General features: G+C 72.4%; 12 protein-coding genes. 9 read left to right on the top strand and 3 right to left on the bottom strand.

Annotation, left to right across the window (positions count from 1 at the left end; genetic code table 11):
• Positions 1-2: 2 nt before the first annotated feature.
• Together DOE79_RS06510 and DOE79_RS06505 are read right to left on the bottom strand one after the other, a co-directional pair.
• Positions 3-1337 (bottom strand): aspartate aminotransferase family protein, encoded by a 1335-nt coding sequence (locus tag DOE79_RS06510; protein WP_425455716.1) that lies wholly within the window; start codon positions 1335-1337, stop codon positions 3-5.
• Positions 1338-1468: 131 nt separating this feature from the next.
• Positions 1469-1951: an Lrp/AsnC family transcriptional regulator gene (locus DOE79_RS06505; RefSeq protein ID WP_120337789.1), complete on the bottom strand. Its 483-nt coding sequence runs from the start codon at positions 1949-1951 to the stop codon at positions 1469-1471.
• A gap of 142 nt (positions 1952-2093) precedes the next feature.
• Here DOE79_RS06505 and DOE79_RS06500 point away from each other — a divergent pair, with 142 nt between their 5' ends.
• The 9 genes from DOE79_RS06500 to DOE79_RS06460 all read left to right on the top strand — a co-directional run bounded on the left by DOE79_RS06500 (position 2094) and on the right by DOE79_RS06460 (position 19709).
• The gene (locus DOE79_RS06500) at positions 2094-3164 is read left to right on the top strand and encodes an FHA domain-containing protein (RefSeq protein ID WP_120337788.1); all 1071 of its coding nucleotides are present in this window, start codon (positions 2094-2096) and stop codon (positions 3162-3164) included.
• 48 nt (positions 3165-3212) lie between these two features.
• Positions 3213-4022, top strand: coding sequence for a PP2C family protein-serine/threonine phosphatase (locus DOE79_RS06495; protein ID WP_120337787.1), 810 nt, complete (start codon positions 3213-3215; stop codon positions 4020-4022).
• A gap of 120 nt (positions 4023-4142) precedes the next feature.
• Positions 4143-5576: a serine/threonine-protein kinase gene (locus tag DOE79_RS06490; protein ID WP_120337786.1), complete on the top strand. Its 1434-nt coding sequence runs from the start codon at positions 4143-4145 to the stop codon at positions 5574-5576.
• Positions 5573-11500: an Ig-like domain-containing protein gene (locus DOE79_RS06485; protein ID WP_162942627.1), complete on the top strand. Its 5928-nt coding sequence runs from the start codon at positions 5573-5575 to the stop codon at positions 11498-11500. The genes DOE79_RS06490 and DOE79_RS06485 overlap by 4 nt, the downstream gene beginning before the upstream one ends.
• Before the next feature lie 62 nt (positions 11501-11562).
• Positions 11563-12543, top strand: coding sequence for an AAA family ATPase (locus DOE79_RS06480; protein ID WP_120340202.1), 981 nt, complete (start codon positions 11563-11565; stop codon positions 12541-12543).
• Positions 12533-13705 (top strand): DUF58 domain-containing protein, encoded by a 1173-nt coding sequence (locus DOE79_RS06475; RefSeq protein ID WP_120337784.1) that lies wholly within the window; start codon positions 12533-12535, stop codon positions 13703-13705. Before DOE79_RS06480 ends, DOE79_RS06475 begins: the two co-directional genes overlap by 11 nt.
• Positions 13702-16044: a transglutaminase family protein gene (locus DOE79_RS06470; protein WP_120337783.1), complete on the top strand. Its 2343-nt coding sequence runs from the start codon at positions 13702-13704 to the stop codon at positions 16042-16044. The genes DOE79_RS06475 and DOE79_RS06470 overlap by 4 nt, the downstream gene beginning before the upstream one ends.
• Positions 16041-16640 (top strand): FHA domain-containing protein, encoded by a 600-nt coding sequence (locus tag DOE79_RS06465; RefSeq protein ID WP_120337782.1) that lies wholly within the window; start codon positions 16041-16043, stop codon positions 16638-16640. Before DOE79_RS06470 ends, DOE79_RS06465 begins: the two co-directional genes overlap by 4 nt.
• A 96-nt stretch (positions 16641-16736) precedes the next feature.
• Entirely contained in the window at positions 16737-19709 is a 2973-nt protein-coding gene (locus DOE79_RS06460) for an FtsK/SpoIIIE domain-containing protein (protein WP_120337781.1), read from the top strand.
• On the opposite strand, the gene ald is transcribed toward DOE79_RS06460, so the two are convergent.
• Complete coding sequence (gene ald, locus DOE79_RS06455) at positions 19706-20833, bottom strand: alanine dehydrogenase (protein WP_120337780.1); 1128 nt, start codon at positions 20831-20833, stop codon at positions 19706-19708. The genes DOE79_RS06460 and ald overlap by 4 nt on opposite strands.
• Between the last annotated feature and the right edge of the window lie 190 nt (positions 20834-21023).

Raw genomic sequence — 21023 nt, 5'->3', positions numbered from 1 at the left:
GGCTAGAGGTGCTTCGGCGCCTCCGACAGCACGCCGTGCAGGATGTCGCCGATCTCGCGGATCTCGGCGGGTCCGATCGTCAGCGGCGGGGCAAGCTGCACCACGGGGTCGCCCCGGTCGTCGGCCCGGCAGTACAGGCCGGCTTCGAAGAGGGCCCCGGAGAGGTAGCCGCGGAGGAGGCGTTCGGACTCATCGTCGGAGAACGTCTCCTTGGTGGCCTTGTCCTTGACCAGTTCGATGCCGAAGAAGTAGCCCTCGCCGCGCACATCGCCCACGATCGGCAGTTCGAGCAGTTTCTCCAGCTCGGCGCGGAACACCGGAGAGTTCTCCCGCACGTTCTCGTTGAGCTTCTCCTCCTCGAAGATGTCGAGGTTGGCCAGTGCCACCGCGGCCGAGACCGGGTGCCCGCCGAAGGTGTAGCCGTGATAAAACGCCGTATCGCCGTGCTTGAACGGCTCGTAGATGCGGTCGCTCACAATGGTGGCGCCGATCGGGGAGTAGCCGCTCGTCATGCCCTTGGCGCAGGTGATCATGTCGGGTTCGATACCGAAGGTCGTGGAGGCGAACATATTGCCGATCCGCCCGAACGCCGTGATGACCTCGTCGGCCACCAGGAGCACGTCGTACTGGTCGCAGATCTCTCGCACCCGCTTGAAGTAGCCGGGCGGCGGCGGGAAGCAGCCGCCGGAGTTCTGCACGGGCTCGAGGAACACCGCGGCGACGGTCTCCGGACCCTCGAACTGGATCATCTCCTCGATGCGGTTCGCGGCCCACAGGCCGAAGGCCTCGACGTCGTCACCGTGCCCGGAGCCCATCTCGTCGGCCCGGTAGAAGTTGGTGTTCGGCACCCGGAAGCCGCCAGGGGTGACCGGTTCGAACATCTCCTTGAGGGCGGGGATGCCCGTGATCGCCAGGGCGCCCTGCGTGGTGCCGTGGTAGGCGACGGAACGGGAGATCACCTTGTGCTTGGTGGGTCGGCCCTGCAGCTTCCAGTAGTACTTGGCGAGCTTGAACGCCGTCTCCACGGCTTCGCCGCCTCCGGTGGAGAAGAACACCCGGTTGAGGTCGCCCGGCGCCTGGTCGGCGAGCCGGTCCGCGAGCTCGATCGCGCTGGGGTGCGCGTATGACCAGAGCGGGAAGAATGCCAGCTCCTCGGCCTGCGCGGCAGCGGCCTGGGCGAGGCGGGTGCGACCGTGCCCGGCGTTGACAACGAACAGACCGCTCAGGCCGTCGATGTAGCGCTTGCCGTGAGAGTCCCAGATGTGGTGGCCCTGCCCCTTGGTGATGATGGGCACGCCCGCGCCGGATTCCATCACCGACTGCCGGGCGAAGTGCATCCACAGATGGTCCTTGGCCTTCTGCTGCAGATCCGCGTTCTCGGCGTCGGAGTAGACGCGTGGTGCGCTGGCCGGCGCGGTCGGTGCCGTCGGCTGGTCGGTCGTGGTCTGTTCTGTCGTGGTCATGTCGGTCACCGTGTTCCCCAGTTGTACAGCTGCTTGTGAAGCTTCAGGTAGACGAAGGTCTCGGTGGACGAGACCCCCTCGAGGGCGCGTATCTGCGAGTTGAGCAGGGCGATGAGCTCGTCGTCGTTCTCACAGACCACCTCGGCGAGGATGTCGAAGGAGCCCGCGGTGAGCACGACGTAGTCCACCGCCGGTATGGCCGCGAGCTGGTCGGCGAGCACCCGGGTGTCGCCGGTGGCGCGGATGCCGATCATCGCCTGGCGGTAGAAGCCCAATTGCATGGGATCGGTCACCGCGACCACCTGCATGACGCCGGCCTCGGTGAGCTTCTGCACCCGCTGGCGCACGGCGGCCTCGCTGAGCCCCACAGCCTTGCCGATCTCGGCATAGGAGCGGCGGCCGTCGACCTGCAGCTGTTCGATGATCTTCTTGGACACGTCGTCCAGCTGTGCCGGTTTGCCCGCACTTCCGCGTGTATTGCTGCTCATCGTCCGATTGTGACAGCCGAATTGCACTGCGGCAAGCGAATCAGTTGTTTTCAGGCTGTTTCACAACTGATTACCGTACCCCGCTCGCGGGTGTGCGTGCCCGGGGCCGGCAGGTCTAGCATCGAAGGGACGAGGGAGCATCATGCAACTGGGACGGGTCGGGGGACAGACGGCGCCGGGGGAGAGTGCCGAGTGGACCTTCGTGGTCGGCCGCGGATTCCTGGTGGTGCTGCCCGTCGGCACGCCCACCCCTGTCGTCGCCGCCCTGCACGGTCTGGCCGCCCAGACAATTGTGCCGATCGAGGACCTGGTGGCCCTGATCCCGCTCGGCAGCCCGGACGACGTGGACTCGTTCGCGGTGATCGTGCCCGGTGTGCGGCCGGAGAGCACGCCGGCACCCGACGGGCCGCCGCACGACGGCATCCCCGTGCACGCCCTGGTGCGCGGCGCCATCGCCGTCGACGTCTTCTCCATCGGCGGGTCGCGCCGGTTCACCGATCGCAACATCCGGCCGTGGCTGTTGGCGGAGTTCCAGGCCGTGACCGGGCTCGTGATCGGCTCGCCACTGGCCGCGGTCGCCCGGTCACACCAGCTCGGCGCCGGACGGGTGCTCGGCGAGGGCATCGACGCCGGCGACACGCTGTTCTGGTCGGTCGCCGGCCGCGGCGCCGGGGCGGCGGACACCGTCTTGCGCCCCCGGAGGATCGTGGACGACACCGTGCTCCTCACGCGCACCGGCGACCCCGACGAACGACGGGCCGCCGCCCCCCTCACCGGCACCGGCGACGAGGCGGAGACGCACGACCCAACCGTCGGCCCAACCGCCGACCGAACCGTCGACAGCAGCGCCGATCCGGCTGCCGCGCCGACGGGACCCTGCGGCATCCGCCTGGCCACCGGCCGCGAGGCCAGGCTCGACCGGGTGTACCGGATCGGGCGGAGCCCACGCACCCGCCGCATCCTGGCCGGAGAGGTGCTCGAGCTGGTGACGGTGGACTCGCCGAACGCTCTCGTGTCGGCCAGCCACTTGGAAATCCGTCAGGCAGGCACCGCCGTGGTGCTCACCGATCTCGGCTCCACCAACGGCACTCTCGTACGATTCGCCCGCGGCCGCACCCAGAGACTCCGCTCCGGAGCCTCCCTCACGGTGCTGCCCGGTACGACGGTGGACATCGGGGAAGGTAACCTGATCGAGATACTGCCAGCGGGTTGAGCGTCTCTCGTTGACTAGCCGCACGTTCGCATTCGGAAGGCACCACCCGTGACCCAGATAGGTCAAGGCTCTCCCAGCCACACGATCGCGCTCCCCGCGGTGAAGAAATCAGTCACCCTGGCGTGGTCCGCGCTCACCGACGTCGGTCACCGCCGCGAGGTCAATGAAGACAGCCTGGTGACGGCGTGGCCCGTGTTCGCGGTCGCCGACGGCATGGGCGGCCACTCGGCCGGCGATGTCGCCAGCAAAGCCGTGGTCACCCGGCTCGCCGAACTCGGCGGTACCCCCACCACCACGGCGGAGTCGCTCAACCAGGCCCTCGCCCTGGCCGTGGACGACATGAAGGCCGGTGAGGGCGTCACCGACCTCGGCACCGGAACCACCGTCACCGGCGTGGCCCTGGCCATCGTCTCGGATGCCGCGCAACTCATCGCCTTCAATATCGGCGACTCCCGGGTCTACCAGCTCACCTCAGGGGTGCTTGAACAGGTGACCATCGACCACTCCGTGGTGCAGGAACTCGTAGACGCCGGCCGGATCACCCGCGAAGAAGCGGATGTGCATCCGCACGGCAACGTGATCACCCGCGCCGTCGGCTTCCACGAACCCCCCGTGCCGGACTACCGGATCCTCCCGCTGCACGAGGGCCTGCGCATCCTGGTCTGCTCCGACGGCCTCACCAAGGAACTCACGGCATACGGCATCCGGCACTTCCTGATGTCGAACCCGAACGCCGACGACGCCGTGGCGGCTCTCGTGACCGCCGCGCTCGAGAACGGCGGCCGCGACAACGTGACCGCGATCGTGCTCGACGTGCTGGCCGTGGACGACATCACCGACGACGCTCCGGGAGCCTGAATGCCCACGGCCCTAGAATTGACCCGGGTCGTCGTTTACCCGTGACGACGCCCGACACACCGTAACCGGCAGGCAATCCGGCGCGCGAGCGACCGGCCGACACGAATCACGGGAGGCGCCATGGCAGGACGACTGCCGTCGACGCCCCCGGCCCTGCCGGGATTCTCCTATCTGCGTCTGCTGGGTTCCGGCGGATTCGCCGATGTGTTCCTGTACGAACAGAACCTGCCGCGCCGCCAGGTTGCCGTGAAGGTGCTCCTCGCCGAGGTCGTGAGCGACCCGGTGCAGCGCCTGTTCCAGGCCGAGGCGAACCTGATGGCGCAGCTGTCCGCGCATCCGTCCGTGCTCACGGTCTTCCAGGCCGGGGTGTCGGCAGACGGCCGCCCCTACCTGGTGATGGAGTACTGCTCCAGCGCCCTCGACGAACGGTACCGCTCCGGCCGGCTGCCCGTGTCCGAACTGCTCCGCATCGGCGTGACGATATCCAGCGCCGTGGAAACCGCCCACCGGGCCGGCGTGCTGCACCGCGACATCAAACCGTCGAACATCCTGATCACCGCGTACGGGCATCCGGTGCTGGCCGACTTCGGCATCGCGGCGACGCTGGGCGAGGTGGAGGCCGCCGACCAGGTGGGCCTCTCGATCCCCTGGTCGGCTCCCGAGGTGCTGCTCGAGGACTGTGCCGGTTCGGTCGCCGCGGAGGTCTGGTCGTTGGGCGCGACCCTGTACACCCTGCTGGCCGGCCGGTCACCGTTCGAGCTACCCGGCGACCAGAACAGCCCCGCCCAGCTGATCTCACGCATCGGCAAGGCGGCGCTGCCGGCCATCGGGCGGGCGGATGTTCCCCCGCGCCTCGAGCTGCTGCTGGCCAGGGCACTGTCCAAACGAAGCGAACGGCGGCCGGCGAGCGCGCTCGAATTCGCCCGGGAACTGCAAGCCGTGGAGGCCGAGCTCGGGCTCCCGCAGACCCCGCTCGAGCTCGCCAGCGCCGAGTGGGAGGCGCACGTGGCCGGCGATGCGGTCGACCAGACCCGCATCACCGCCCTCGTGGGCGTGGCCGCCCGTCCCGAGCGGCGCCGGCGCCGCGAGCCCGGCCCCCGCCCGGCCCCTGCTGCAGTGGCAGTCGTGCCCAGGCGGCCACGGCGACTGATCGTCGCGGGCATCACGAGCGGACTGCTCGCGACCGGAGTGATCGCCGGGGTCCTGCTCATCGCCCCGTTGCTCACCCCGCCGGCGGCGAGCACCGGCACGACCGGGATCCCCCGGGTGAGCGACGTGGCCGGCAGCAGCTCGGCCGGCACCGTGGTGTTCAGCTGGGCCGACCCAGGCACCCTGCCGGACGACAGCTACCTGGTGCGCCTGGGCACCGGCGAGACCAGCCTGCAGCGCGGCACCGAGTTCACCGTGCAGACCGACACCGTGCAGACCGACCAGACCCAAACCGCCGCCGGCCAGACCGAACCGGTCTGCGTCACCGTGAGCGTCAATCGGGACGGCCGCACCGGGGCCGCCAGCACCGAGAAATGCGTCGACCCCGGCGCGTTCGATCGATGATGCGCGCCTGGCTCGCCGGCCACCGGTCGCTCGCGGCGACCGTCACGGGCGGCGCCGTCGTGACCGCCCTCGTCGCGACCCTGGCCGTGGTCTCCGGCGGCTATTCCGCCCAGAAGGTCGACCTCGGCGACGCCGCGGTCTGGGTGGCCAGCGAGACCCGGCAGCTCGTGGGACGGGTCAACACCGAGATCGCCGAGCTGAACACCGTGGTGCCTGTCGAGTCCGGCACCAGCACTGTGGTGCAGAGCGGCGGCACCGTCCTCGTCGTGGACGGCGGCACCGGCACCCTCGGCATCCTCGACCCCGCCACGGCGACCCTGGCCGACAGCGTGGCCCTGCCGCCGGGTACCCCCGAGGTGCAGCTGGCCGGCGACCTCGCCGCGATCTGGTCCGACGGCGACCTGTGGACCACCACACCCGACACGCTGGCGGACTTCGACGGCACGGCGGCACCCGCTCTCACGCTCGGCGGCGGCACCCTGTTCAGCCTCGCGCCCTCCGGTGAGCTGTTCGCGTTCACTCCCTCCACGCAGACCCTCGTGCGCATCGACCCCGGCCACGCCGACGCCGTGGCCGAGACGACCACGCTCACCGCGGGCGACCCCGACGACGCCTACCAGCTCAGCCAGGTGAACGGCAGCTGGGCCCTGCTCAACACGACGACGGGTACCCTGCTGCTGCCCAGCGGCGCCATCGACCTCTCCGAACACCTCGGCGCGGATGCCGAGTCCCGGCTGCAGGACGCGGCCGCCGGCGGCGACCGGGTGCTCATCGCCCACAGCGCGGGCCTCCTCGCCGTGCCGGTGGGCGGCGGGGCGGCCACGGAACTCCTCGCCGGCGGCGCCGCGGCGGGCACCCCGGCCCGACCCGCCGTCTCCGGGCGGTGCGCCTATGCGGCCTGGGCCGACGGCACAGCCTGGCAGGCCTGCGGCATCGGGTCCCCGGCCGGCAGCACGGCCACCCTCGCCGGACTCAGCGGCGACGCGCGCCTGGACTACCGGCAGAACGGCAGCCGGCTGCTGCTGAACGACTCCCGCAACGGCACCACCTGGAACGTCCAGGACGGCAACACCGTCATCGACAACTGGGACGACCTGATCGACCCGGTCTCCGACCGGCAGGTCGTGACGTCAGCCGCCGACGACAGCCCGCCGGAGTACGAGGACACCCAGGCGCCTCCCGTGGCCGTCGACGACGAGTTCGGCGCCCGCCCGGGCCGCACCGTCACCCTTCCGGTGCTGCTGAACGACTACGACCCCAACAACGACGTGCTCGTGATCGACACCGTCAGCCAACCACCGGCGAGCCAGGGCCGGGTGGACCTCGTCGCCGCCAACCAGCAACTCCAGCTCACCCTCACGGCCGAAGCAACCGGCGTCCTCACCGTCGACTACACGATCAGCGACGGACGCGGTGGCAGCGACTCCGCCCGGGTGACCGTGACGGTGCACGGCCCCGACGAGAACTCGCCGCCGCAGCAGCAACGCCCGACCCGCGCAACGGTCGAGGCCGGCGGCCGGGTCGAAAGCCAGGTGCTCGGCGACTGGGTCGACCCGGACGGCGATCCTTTCTATCTCACCGCCGCCACCGCCATCGCCCCGGACACCGCCACCGCCACCCCGCAGGGACTCGTGGTGTTCACCGACGGGGGCGACGGGGGCAGCGGGGCGCAGGTCGGCCTGACCGTGTCCGACGGCAGTCTCACCGGCACGGGCACCCTCGACGTGACCGTTCGCCCCGCCGGCACGGTTCCGCTCGTCGCCGACGGCTTCGCCGTGCGCGCCACCGCGGGAACCGAGGTGACGGTGTCCCCGCTCGAGCATGCCCGCGGCGGGGCGGGACCCTTGCGGCTCGGTGCCGTGCCGGCCCGGCCCGACGTCACCATCACCGCCGACTTCGCCGGCGGCACCTTCCGTTTCCACAGCGACACGGTGGGGGTGCACTACCTCGACTACGCCGTGACCGACGGGGTGGCCACGGCCACCGGCATCATCCGGGTGGATGTGGCCCCCGCGCCGGACAGTCCTGGGCGGCCCATCACGGTGCCGCACACGGCCTTCCTCCGCGCCCAGCAGCCCACCGTGATCGACGTGCTGGCGACCGACATCGACCCGGCCGGGGGAGTGCTCCTGGTCACCGGGAGCAGCAACCAGCCGGCAGTCAGCGGTCTGACCGTCGAGATCCTCGACCAACACCTGCTGCGCGTCACCCTGACCCGGCCGTTGCCCTCCGGCACGACGGGCTTCGACTACACGGTGAGCAACGGCCTGGCGGAAGCCACCGGCACGGTCACGGTGATCGAGATTCCGGCGGCCGCCACCCGGCAGCCGCCCGTGGCGACCCCGGACACCGTCTCGGTGCGGGTGGGCGACACCGTCGACATCCCGGTGCTCGCCAACGACACGCATCCGGATGGCGATGACCTCACCCTCGACCCCGCACTGACCACCCCGCTGCCCGATGGCGCCGGGCTGCTCTTCGCGTCCGGCCGGGTGCTGCGCTACCTGGCGCCGCTGACCGCGGGCAACTTCACCGCGGTCTACCGGGTGAACGCGCCGGACGGCCAGTTCGCCAACGCCGAGGTGCGCATCTCCGTCCGTGAAACCGACCTCGCCAGCAACAACCCGCCGCGGCCCACCACGGTGACCGCCAGGGTTCTCGCCGGCGACACGGTGCGCATCCCCATCCCGCGCACCGGCATCGACCCGGACGGCGACTCCGTGCAGCTGCTCGGCCAGGAGACCAACCCGGAGAAGGGTGCCGTCATCTCCTCCGACGCTGACTCGCTCAGCTACCGCGCCGGGGAGTACTCGGCCGGAACCGACACCTTCACCTACGCCGTCATCGACGCCCTCGGCGCCCGCGCCGTCGGAACCGTGCGGGTGGGCATCAGCCCACGCCCGGACGGCGCCCGCAACCCGGTGGCCGTACCCGACGAGGTCACGGTGCGGCCCGGCTCCCGGGTCTCCGTGCGGGTGCTCGGCAACGACTCCGACCCCTACGGCGGCGCGCTGACGATCGCGGGCGTCGACGGGACCGGCACCGGAGACACCGCGGCCGGCACCGCGACCGTCGACGGCGACCTCATCGTGGTGAAGGCCCCGACGATCGAGGGCCGGTTCGGTTTCGTCTACGAGATCCAGAACGACCGCGGCGGCTCAAGCTCGGCGTTCCTCACCGTCGTCGTGGCCGCGAATGCCCCACGCGCCTACCCGGAGGCCGCCGACACGAGGCTCAGCCTGTCGGAGGTGCTCGGCCGTGCCACCGTGGACGTCGACGTGCTGGCCCGGGTGTTCTTCGCGGAGGGTCCTGCGCGCTCGCTGACCCTGGCGGTGCTGCCCGGCAATGCGGGGGCCGGAGCGGCGAGCGTCACCGACACCCAGCGCATCCGGGTCACGGTGGCACAGACCAGCCAGATCATCCCGTTCAGCGCCACCCACCCGCAGGACCCCGGGATCGTGTCCTACGCGTTCGTCTGGGTGCCCGGCACCGATGACGCCCTCCCGCAGCTGCGCGCCGGCGCGGCCAAGCTCGTCGTGGCCAGCGAGGCGACGCTGAGCATCGACATCAACGACTACGTCGTCGCCGTGGGGGATGCGCCCGTGCAGCTCACCGACCGCAACACCGTGCGCGCCACCCACGCGAACGGCGCCGACCTCACCACCGGCCCCCGCACCCTCAGCTTCACCAGCGCCGACCAGTACTTCGGCCCGGCCTCGATCTCCTTCGAGGTGACCGACGGCGCCACCCCCACCGACCCGGCCGGCCGCACCGCCACGATCGTGCTGCCCATCACGGTGACCCCGCGGGAGAACCAACCGCCCTCCTTCGACGGCGCCCTGATCGACTTCGAACCCGGCCAGGAGAAGGTCATCGACCTGGCCCGGCTCACCTCCTACCCCTACCCGGACGACCGGGACGAGCTCGCCTTCACCGTGCTCGACCCGCAGCCCACCGGTTTCGACTACTCGCTGGCCGGCAGCCTGCTCACCGTGCGAGCCCTCGAGGGCACCGGCAAGGGCAGCAGCAGCTCGGTCACCATCGGGGTGCGCGACGCCCTGGCGACGGGCAAGGCCGGCCGGATCGTGCTCGGCGTCGTGGCGTCGACCCGGCCCCTGGCCGTGCCCGTGACCGATGCGGCGATCGCGCCGCGCGGGCGCGGCACCGTCATCGACGTGCTCGCCAACGACGGCGCTGCGAACCCCTTCCCCGCCGTGCCGCTGCGGGTCGTCGCGGTGCAGGGCCTGAATTCCGCCGCTCTGCCGGCCGGGGTGTCGATCAGCCCGAGCGCCGACAACAGCCGGCTCACCGTGCGGGTGTCCGGCGAGGCCCTGCCCACCGACACCACCCTGCGATACCAGGTGGCCGACGCCACCGGCGACCCCGACCGCTACACCTGGGGTCTGGTGCGGATCTCCGTGCAGGACGTGCCAGAGCCCGTCACGGGGCTCCGCGCCACGGGCTTCGGCGACGGCAGGATCACGGTGGCCTTCAACCCCGGCGCCGCGAACAACGCCCCCATCACGGGCTACCAGCTGAGCACCGTCGACGCCGCCACCGGCCGAAACCTCGGTGCCACCTCCTGCGCCTCGACCTCCTGCACGCTGAGCACCCCGGGCAACGGCCAGGCCAACGCCGTGCGGGTCGGCGTCACCGCCCGCAACAGCATCGGCGACTCGTCCGCCACAACGCTGGCCCAGACGGTGTGGTCCGACGTGATCCCGGCCGCGCCGACCGGGCTCACTGCGGCGCCCCTGGACGGCGGCCTGCTGCTCGGCTGGAACGTGGTCGCGCCGACAGGCGGGGGCACCGGCATCCGCGGCTACCAGGTGAGCGTCGCCGGCGCGATCCAGCCCGAGGTGAGCGCGGCCGGCGCGCTCTGCGACAACACCCGGTGCTCCCTCACAGTGGGTGGCCTGCAGAACGGAGCCAGCGTCGAGTACACCGTCAGCGCCCGGAACGACGCTTACCCGGCGCTGTCCAGCTGGAACAGCAGCGCCGCCGCCGGGCAGCCGTACGGTCCAGCGCAGGCGGGCGGCATCACCGCCACCGCCGCCGACAGCACGGGCGCCGTGACCGTGGTCTGGGACGGTTTCGCCGACCGCGGCGACGCCATCGCCGGGTACTTCGTGCAGCGCATCAGCGGCGACGCCGTACCCACGGGCGCGCAGGCCTGCTCGGTCGGAGCCCCGGCCCCCGGCACCGTGACCGCCCCACGCGCCGGCGGCACCGTGCTGGAGCAGAAGAGCCTGCCGGCCGGGGCGCGCAGCGCCGTGTTCGACGGGCTGCTGGCCGACAACGGCACCTATTCGTTCGTGGTGTGGGGCTACAACCGGGCCGGCTGCGCCGCGACCGCGGTGGCAACCGTGCTCGTGCGGCCGGCCCCCGCCGCGATCGACGATGTGCGCGGCGGTATGGAGCAGAAGGACGACGTGTGGGACTACCACCTCACCTCGGTGGGCCCGTCGGCGGGGGTCGACCATTACGACCTCCGCGCCGGCGACGGCGGTGGCTCGGTGCAGACCATCACGACGCCCAACGCCTGGCCCCGGGAACTGCTCGGCCTCCCGTTCGGCTCCGCCGTGTCGTTCCAGTTGCGTGCGTGCACGGTGTGGGGCAGCTGTGGGCCGTGGTCCGCCGCGACGACCGCGCCGGAGGCATCCGTGAGCTTCACCGTCACCGGGCTGGACTACGACGCGGCGGCGGGCCGGTTCTCCTGGACCGGAGCGCCCGACAACGGCGCCCTGCCGGCCGGTTTCGCCTGCGCCGTCGCCGGTTCGACGGCGACGGCCGCCGAGAGCAGCACGACCTGCACGCTGCCCGCCCCGCTTCCGGCCACCGGGGCAGTGGTGCTCACCGTCACCGTGGACGGCCACTCCTTCGACCACACCCGACCGATCCCGACGAAAGCGATCACACCATGACTCTGACCCCCGATCGTGTGAACCAGGGACGCCCGTCCGCGCTGCCCGGCGGCGCCGACCTGATGACCGACGAGGAGGCCACCCAGTTCGCCACCCTCTTCGACAGGCTCGTGCGCGGCGTCGAGGACGTCGTGCTGGGCAAGCAGCACGTGATCCGGCTCGCGTTCACCACCTTGTTCAGCGGTGGTCACCTGCTGCTGGAGGACGTGCCGGGCACCGGGAAGACCTCGCTGGCGCGCGCCGTGGCGCAGAGCGTGCGCGGCACCAGCAGCCGGGTGCAGTTCACCCCCGACCTCCTGCCCGGCGACATCACCGGGGTGAGTATCTTCGACCAGCGCACGGCCACCTTCGAATTCCACCGGGGGCCGGTGTTCGCCAACATCGTGCTCGCCGATGAGATCAACCGGGCGAGCCCGAAGACGCAGTCCGCCCTGCTCGAGGTGATGGAGGAGGGACAGGTCACGGCCGACGGGATCACCCACCGGTTGAGCGGCCCGTTCATGGTGATCGCCACCCAGAACCCGATCGAGCAGGCCGGCACCTACCGGCTGCCGGAGGCCCAGCTGGACCGGTTCCTGATGAAGACCTCGATCGGCTACCCCGACCACGCCGCCACGGTGCGGATCCTCGAGGGCGCCGGCCGGGCTGCCGGCGACGCCCAGGTGGCCCCGGTGCTCTCGGCCGAGTCCGTCGTGGAGGTCGCCGCCCTTGCCCGCACCGTATTCGTCGACGCGACCATCAACGACTACGTCTCCCGGCTCGTCGACGCCACCCGCTCCAGCCCGGAGGTGCGCCTGGGCGCCAGTGTGCGCGGCGCCCTCGCCCTGGTGCGAACGGCCAAGACCTACGCAGCCTCGCAGGGCCGGCACTACGTGCTGCCCGACGATGTGAAGGCGCTCGCCGAACCCGTGCTGGCCCACCGGATGCTGCTGGACGCCGAGGCCGAATTCGACGGGGTCACCGCTTCGAGCGTGATCGGCCGGATCCTGGTGGAGACCCCTCCGCCGCGGAGCGCGGAGGAGCGGCGGGCGGATGCGCTCTAAGACCCGGATGCTCCGCGCGGTCACACCGCTCGGCTGGGCCGTTTCCGGGTGCGCGCTCGCAGCGCTCTGGGCCGGATACGCCCTGGGCTGGGCCGAACTCGTAAGCCTCGGCTGGGCGGCCGCCGTACTGGTGGCCGTCGCGCTGGCCTACCTGTTCGGCGGCACCAGCCACAGCATCTCGCTCAGCCTGCCCGTCGACAGGGTCGTCGCCGGGGACCGGGTGCCCGGCCAGGTGGACGTGCAGAACCCGACCGGCCGGCGGCTGGGCGCGGTGACCGTGCAGGTGCCAGTGGGCGCCGGGGGAGTGGCCGAGTTCCCGGTGCCGTCGATGGCGGCCCACACCGCCCTCGACGAGGTCTTCGTTGTGCCGGCCGAACACCGCGGCATCATCCCGATCGGCCCCGTGCACACCGTGCGTGGCGACCCCGTCGGGCTGGTGCGGCGTGAGACCGTGCTCGCCCAACGCATCGACCTGTACGTGCACCCGCGCACCATCGCCATCCCCAGCATGAGCCAGGGCTTCGTGCGCGACCTGGAGGGCACCCCGACCCGCGACCTCACCGCGAGCGACATCGCCTTCCACGCGCTGCGCGAATACCAGCCAGGCGACGACAGGCGCAGCATCCACTGGAAGAGCACCGCACGGACCGGACGGTTCATGGTGCGCCAGTACGAACAGACCCGGCGCAGCCACCTGCTCGTGGCGTTCAGCCTGGCCCCGGACGACTACGCCGGCGACGACGAGTTCGAACTGGCCGTGAGCGCGGCCGGGTCGCTGGGCGTGCGGGCGATCCGCGACGCGCGCACCGTGTCGGTGCTGGTGAGCAGCGGACCGTTGGCCACGGTGACGCCCGCCCGGCTGCTCGACGGCCTGAGCGGCGTGGACCGTGCCCCCGCCGCGGCGGGCCTGCGCACCCTGGCCCGGCAGGCCGCACGGTCGGTGGCCGGGCTGTCCGTGGTCTTCCTCATCTCCGGTTCGTCGACGCCGCTGGCCGTGCTGCGCGCCGCGGCAGCCGGTTTTCCCCTGGGCGTCGAGGTCGTCGCCGTGGTCTGCGACCCTGGAGCCCAGCCGGGGCTCCGGCGCTCCGGCAACCTGAGCCTGGTCACCATCGGCTTCCTCGACGACCTCAAACAGAGCCTGGCCAGGGGAGCCGCGGCATGACCGCGCCGGACACCCGCTGGATCCTGGGCAACACGGCGGCCATGCTTGCCGCCACCGCCGTGGCTGCCACCGCGCTCTGGCCGGTCTACCAGACCGGGGCCTTCGTGCAGCTGGTGGCCGTAGCCGCACTGCTCGGCTGCGGCATCGCCGTCGCGGGCGCGATCGGTCGCTGGCCGGCCTGGCTCGTCGCCGCGGCGACCGTGGCCGGCTATCTCCTTGTCGGGGTTCCCCTGGCCATTCCCGGCCGCGCGCTGTACGGCGTACTGCCGACCCCCGCCGGCCTCGCCGAGCTGGTACCGGCCACCGCGCTCAGCTGGAAGCAGCTCGTGACCATCGTGCTCCCGGTCGGCTCCTATCAGGCCCTGCTCGTGCCCGCCCTGATCCTCGTGCTGGTCAGCACCGTCATCGGCCTCACGGTGGCGCTTCGCAGCCGGGCCGCCGAGACCGCCCTGCTGGCGCCCGCGCTGCTCGTGGTGGCCGGCATCATCCTGGGCCCGGTCACGGCCGAGTCGTCGGGACTCCGGGGGCTGGCCCTGTTCGCGGTACTGCTGCTCTGGCTGCTCTGGCTGGGCCACGAACGCCGGCGGCGTCGCCTCGCGGTCGGCGGCCGAGCCCGGCTGCTCGGCGCCCGCCGACGTCCGGCCGCCCTCAGGTTCGCAGCCCTCGCGACGCTGTCGCTCCTGGTAGCGGTCGGCGCCGCCTCGCTCGCCACCGCCGCCCTGCCGCCGACGGCGGCCAGGGACGTGCTGCGCACGCGGGTGCAGGCCCCGTTCGACGCGCGCGCCTACCCGAGCCCGCTCACCGGTTTCCGCGGCTACCAGGCGGCCGACCGGGCCGACGCGGTGTTGTTCGAGGTGTCCGGTCTGCCCGCGGGCGGACGCATCCGGTTGGCCACCCTCGACGACTACGACGGGGTGGTCTACGCCGTCGGCAGCGCGGATGCGGCGTCCGGCACCGCCGACTCGGGCACCTTCACCCGTCTGCCGTACCGTCTCGACCAGAGCGCCGTCGCCGGTGACGAGGTCACCCTCACGGTGACGGTGCAGGACTACTCGGGTGTGTGGGTTCCAGGGGCCGGGGCGCTGGAGCGCATCCGGTTCACCGGCCCTGCGGCGTCTGAGCTGCAGGACTCGTTCGTCTACAACGACATCGGAGGCACCGCCGCCGTGGTCGCAGGGCTCGGACGCGGCGACGGCTACACGAGCACGGCGATCGTGCCGCCGGCCGCCGGCGACCTCGCTGACGCGCGGCCCGGCCCGGCCGTGCTGCCGCCGATCGGGGTGCTGCCCGACGGGGTCGACGAGACTCTCGCCGGTTACCTGCGCCCCGGCGACAGTGCGGGCGAGCGGCTGCAGGCCATGCTCGACGGCCTGGCCAAGGACGGGTACGTCAGCAGCGGGGCCGCCGGGGAACCGGCGAGCCGGTCCGGCCACGGTGCCGACCGGATCAGCGAGCTCCTCGATGACCAGCCGATGCTCGGTGACGCCGAGCAGTACGCCGTGACGGCCGCGCTGATGGCCAGGCAAATCGGCTTCCCCGCACGGGTGGTGCTGGGATTCGCCCCCGACGGCGACGGCGGCCCCACGGCCGTGACCGGGGCCGACGTGTCGGCCTGGATCGAGGTGCAGACGCTCGCCGACGGCTGGGTGAGCGTGGACCCCACACCGCCCGTGCGGGACATCCCGGAGAGCCAGCCGGACGATCCCACCCAGGTGGCCCGCCCGCAGACCGTGCTGCCACCGACGGTTCCGGACGAGGCCGACCAGATCGACCCGGCCCCGCCGGAGAGCAGCGCGGCGGACGACCCTGACGCCGCGGATCCGTTCTGGGGCGTCGTGCGTTTCGTCGTCGCCGTCGCCGGCTGGTCAGCGCTCGGCCTGCTCCTGCTCGCCGCCCCGTTCCTCGCCGTGATCCTGGCCAAGTGGCGCCGGCGCCGACGCCGACGGCTGGCCCCCGGCGCCGTCGACCGAGCCGTCGGCGGCTGGCAGGAATTCGCCGACACGGCGATCGACTACCGCATCGACGTGCCGGGTCAGGCGACACGCGCCGAACTGGCGAGGTCCGTGGGCGGTGTGCGCGCCTCGTGGCTGGCGGCGGAGGTGGACCGGGCGGTCTTCGCGCCCGACGGGGCGACGCAGGCCGACGGTGACGCCGTCTGGGTGTCGGTTCGGGAGCTGCGCACCAGCCTGGGCGCGGGGCGCACCCGTCGCGAACGGATGCGGGCGGCAGTCTCGGTGCGCTCGTTCGGTCGCTACGCTAAGAGGACGGCCTCGCGGGAGGGTCGACGCAGGCGCCGGCCGGGGGGAACCGGGGCGAGCACGAAGGGAACGGGCACGTGAACTGCCAGATTTGCGGTGCACACCTGCCGGAGGGCGCCATGTTCTGCGGCGGCTGTGGGAGTTCGACCACGGCCACCCCGCTGACCCGCAAGCGCGCCGATCCCCGGCCCAACGACACCACCATCATCCAACCGGTGGCGCCGCGGTCCACGGTGATCTCGGTCCCGCTCTGGCCGGCCGGAAGCCTGCAGGCCGGCACGGCTTCAGCGCCCGCCCCGGTCTCCGCGGATGCAGCTCCGGACCGTGCCGGCGCTCCCGCACCCGTCGCCGCCGAGCGGTACACCCTGCAGTTCAGCACGGGCGAGACCGTCTCGGTGCGCGGCACCGGACTGATCGGCCGCCGGCCGCTTCCCCAGCCGACCGAACGATTCGACCACCTCATCCAGATCACCGACCTGGGCATGTCGGTGTCCAAGAGCCACCTGGAGTTCGGCCAGCACGACGGCGAGTTCTGGATCAACGACAGGTTCTCCGGCAACGGCACAGTTGTGCGCCGGGCGCCGGCCCCCGCGCTGCGCTGCGAACCCGGCCGCCGCTACCTCGTCGGGCGTGGTTCCCGAGTGGAGATCGGCGACCAGTTCTTCATGGTCCTCTGACCGGGACCGGTCCTCCACAGCCCGCTGACGACCGCAGCTCTTCACAGAACCGCGGCCCGGACGGGCACGGCAACGCCGGCCGGCTGTGCTGGAGCCATGGCCACCATCGCCCCGCTGCTTCCGCCGGCCGACCCGATCCGGTTGCCGGCCCGGCCGGCGACGCCCGACCGGGCCGCGTTCCCCCTCATCGCCTGTGTGGCGCCGCTGATCACCGCGGGCCTGATCTGGTGGATCACCGGATCGGCGCTGGTGCTGGTCGTCGCCGTGCTCAGCCCGGTGATCGCCGTGGCCGGGCTGGTCGACGGGCGGCGGGCAACGGCACGCCGACGCCGCCGGGACGCCGCCGACTATGCGGCCGCGATGACCGAGGCCGCGGATGCCGTGGACCTGGCCCTCGAGACCATGCGCGCCACCGCCTGGCGGGAGGCGCCCTCCGTGCACGCCATGCTCGACAGGCCGGACGAGCCGGGCCGGTGGGCTGACCCGGCCGAAGCATCCGTCGTTCTCGGCGCCGGCACCGTGGCCAGCGGACTGCGCCTGGGCGGCGGCGGCGACGCCGCCGAGCACCGGGAGCTGCGGGCGCACGCCGCCGAGCTCGTGCGGGCGCCCATCGTGGTCGACCCCGCCGGCGGCATCGGGCTGATCGGACCTGGGTTGCTGCTGCGGGCGCTCGCGCGGAGCCTGGTGGTGCAGCTGACCGGGCAGCTCAGCCCCCGGAGCCTGGGTCTGCGGGTACCTGACGATCCCGACTGGGAGTGGGCGGCCCGACTCCCGCACCACGGTGCGGAGTTCCCCGCGGAGTGGCTCACGGTGCTCGACACCGATCAGGCGTCCCCGTCGCCGCACCGGCCCGGCGACGGGCCGTGGGTCGCGTTGGCCGGAACAGGGGCAGGCCTGCCGCCGGGGTGCGCCACCGTCGTGCGGGTGCACGGGCCCGCCGGGGCGGAGATCGTGCGGCTGGAGGGCCGCCCGGCCGCCGTACCCGTGGCGCCGGTCCTGGTGGCGGCGAGCCAGGTGGCCGGGCTGGGGGATGCGCTGAGCCGTGCGGCCGAAGCGGCCGGGCTCTGGAGCCACACCGGCGCCCTGCCCGACACTGTCACCTTCGCCGCGCTCGGTGCCGCGCTCGGTGACCCGGCGGAGACGGCTGTGGCGGGCCGCAGGGCGGCCGGGCCCGTGACGGAGCTGAGCTGCGCCGTGGGCCGGGGCGAGCACGGGCCCCTCGTGGTCGACCTGGTATCCGACGGCCCGCACGCCCTTGTGGGCGGCACGACCGGCAGCGGCAAGAGCGAGCTGCTGGTGACCTGGGTGGCGGCGCTGGCCGCCCGGTACGACCCCGGCCAGGTCACCTTCCTGCTCGTCGACTTCAAGGGCGGCGCAGCCTTCGACCTGCTCCGTGCCCTGCCGCACTGTGTGGGGCTGATCACGGACCTTGACGAGCGGGAGGCGCACCGCGCCCTGGCGAGCCTCGCGGCCGAGTTGCGGCACCGGGAGCGGGTGCTGCGGGACGCGGGTGCCCGCGACATAACGGACCTGCCGACCGCCGCCCTCGCGCGACTCGTGATAGTCGTGGACGAGTTCGCCACCATGCTGGCCGCCTTCCCGGCCCTTCACGCCGTGTTCGTCGACATCGCCGCCCGCGGGCGCTCCCTCGGAGTGCACCTGGTGCTCTGCACGCAGCGTCCGGCCGGCGTGCTGAGGGACGCCCTCCTGGCCAATTGCAGCCTGCGGATCTCCCTGCGGGTGAACAACCGGGCCGATAGCCAGGCCGTGCTCGGCTCCGATGCCGCCGCCTTGATCGACGCCGCCCGCCCCGGGCGGTGCGTGCTGCTGCGCGGGTCGACACCGGGCGAGGCCGGGCAAGTGGCCACGACGGGTGACGCCGACATCCGGCAGATCACGACCGATCGGGCGGCCGCGCCGGACCTGCCCCGGCGCCCCTGGCTCGACCCGCTGCCGCGCCGGGTGACCCGGGAGCTGCTGGCCGCGGTCGGCGCCGCGCCGCCGGGGCTGTTGCTCGGCCTGCTCGACGAGCCGGAGCACCAGCGCTACCGGGTGGCCGGCTACGACCCAGGGGCCGACGGCAACCTGCTGGTGGTCGGCGGGGCGCGCACCGGTAAGTCCACGTTGCTGACCGCGCTCGCGGAGCAGGCGCCGTCCGGGGTTCGGCTGGTGCCGGCCGACGTCGAAGGCACCTGGGACGCTCTGGTGCGGGCTCGCGCCGAGCTGGACGGCCTCGATCGCACGGAACGGGAGCCGGGCGGCGCCCATCGCAGGGAGGGCGCTCCGGAGAGCCGGCTGCTGCTGATCGACGACCTGGACGCCCTCCTGGCGCGCTGGGGCGACGAACACCGGGCCGCCGCCATCGACCTCGTGACCGGTCTTCTCCGAGACGGCGGGCCGAGCGGGCTGCGGCTGGTCATCACCGTTCAGCGGCTCACCGGAGCCCTGCAGGCGCTACCCGCCCTGTGCCAGAGCCGGCTGGTGCTGCGGCTGCCGGGCGTGCACGAGCACCAGACTGCGGGGGAGCCGGCGGCCACCTACGACGAGAGTCTGCCGGCCGGCGGCGGCCGGTGGCGGGGCGGGCGCATCCAGCTGGTGCAGCCGGAGAGGGCCGGTGCCGCCGCGCCGAACCCGGTGCGACGGCACGACGCTGCACCCTCGGCGTCACAGCCGGCCTCGGATGCGGCGGGCACCCGGCCGGTGCTGCTCGTGGTCGCCGGTTCGGTCGCCCGGTCGGCGGCGGCCTTCCGCACGGCGGGCCGGGCCGGCTCCCGCGACGTGGTCGAACTGGCGGCCGGGCCCGTCGCCGGGGCGTCGGGTGGCCGGGTGGAGGTGTCCACTGTGGCCGCCGGCACCGTTCTGGTGGGCGACGCCGACGCCTGGCAGGCGAACTGGTCCCTGCTCGCGGGGCTGCGCGGAGTGGCGCCGCTGCTCTTCGACGGCGCCACCCTCGCCGATTTCCGCCTGCTGACCCGTCGGCGCGACCTGCCGCCGCCGTTGGCGCCGGGCCGTTCGCGGGGCTGGCTCGTCGAGCCGGACGGCACCGTCCTGCGGGTGACGGTGCCCTAGCCGGCCGGTGCGGCGAGCACCTCGGCCAGGGGAGTGAGCGGCAGGGCGTGGGCCGTGGCGACCGGGGCGCTGGTCAGGACCCCGGCGAAGGTGTTCAGCCCCAACGCCAAAGCCGCGTCGGCCCGCAGCGCATCCGCCCACCCCCGGTTCGCGATGGCGCGCACATAGGGCAGCGTCGCGTTGGTCAACGCATACGTCGACGTGCTCGGCACGGCGCCCGGCATATTGGCCACACAGTAGAACAGCGAACCGTGCACGGTGAAGGTGGGCTCGGTGTGCGTTGTCGGGTGGGTGTCGGCGAAGCAGCCGCCCTGGTCCACTGCGATGTCCACGAGCACGCTTCCGGGCTTCATGCGCGACACCAACTCGTTGCTCACCAGCTTGGGCGCCCGGGCGCCGGGAATCAGCACCGACCCGATCACCAGATCGGACTGCAGCAACGCGGTCTCGATCTCGAAGGCGTTCGACGCGATCGTCTTCACCCGGCCGTAGTAGAGGGTGTCCAACTCGCGCAACCGGAAGAGATTGGTGTCGAGCACCGTGACCTCCGCGCCCAGCCCGATCGCCACCTGCATCGCGGCGGTTCCGGCGACACCGCCGCCCAGGACGGTGACCCGGGCCGGATGCGTGCCCGGTACGCCGGGCACCAGCAGACCAGGGCCACCGTTGGGCTTGAGCATGGCGTTGGCCCCGACGATGGGCGCCAGGCGTCCGGCGACCTCGCTCATGGGCGCCAGCAGGGGCAACGCCCGGGTCGGCAGCTGCACGGTTTCGTACGCGATGGCGGTGACTCCGGCGTCGAGCAGCGCCCGGGTGAGGCCCGCCTCGGCGGCCAGATGGAGATAGGTGAAGAGCACCAGGTCGGCCCGGAAGTGCGCGTATTCGCTCGGCACCGGTTCCTTCACCTTGAGCAGCAGCTCGGCCGCCGACCAGGTGGAGACGGCATCGGGCAGGATCGTGGCGCCGGCCGCTGAGAACTGGTCGTCGGTGATCGACGACCCCAGCCCTGCGCCGGTTTCGATGAGCACCTCATGGCCGTGCAGCACCAGGTCGTGCACCCCCGCTGGCGTGATCGCCACCCGGAACTCGTTGTCCTTGATCTCTTTCGGTATGCAGATCCGCATGGGGCTCCTTTGCCTGTGCGGGCGTCCCGGGAGAGGCACACGCCCGTGGCCACAGCATACTGGTGCGGCCCTACGAGGCCCGAGTGCGCTTTCGAACGTGTTCAGGGCGCCCCACCGACGGTATCCGTCGAAATCGCGTCGAATGTTAACGTTTTAGGCATTTTATGGCGCGTCTCGTTCCGTCTGTGTC

It is taken from the genome of Cryobacterium soli, assembly GCF_003611035.1.
In the GTDB taxonomy this organism is placed as follows: domain Bacteria; phylum Actinomycetota; class Actinomycetes; order Actinomycetales; family Microbacteriaceae; genus Cryobacterium; species Cryobacterium soli.
Note: the sequence above shows the minus strand (reverse complement) of the source record. Positions and strands in the feature narration are given on the sequence as shown.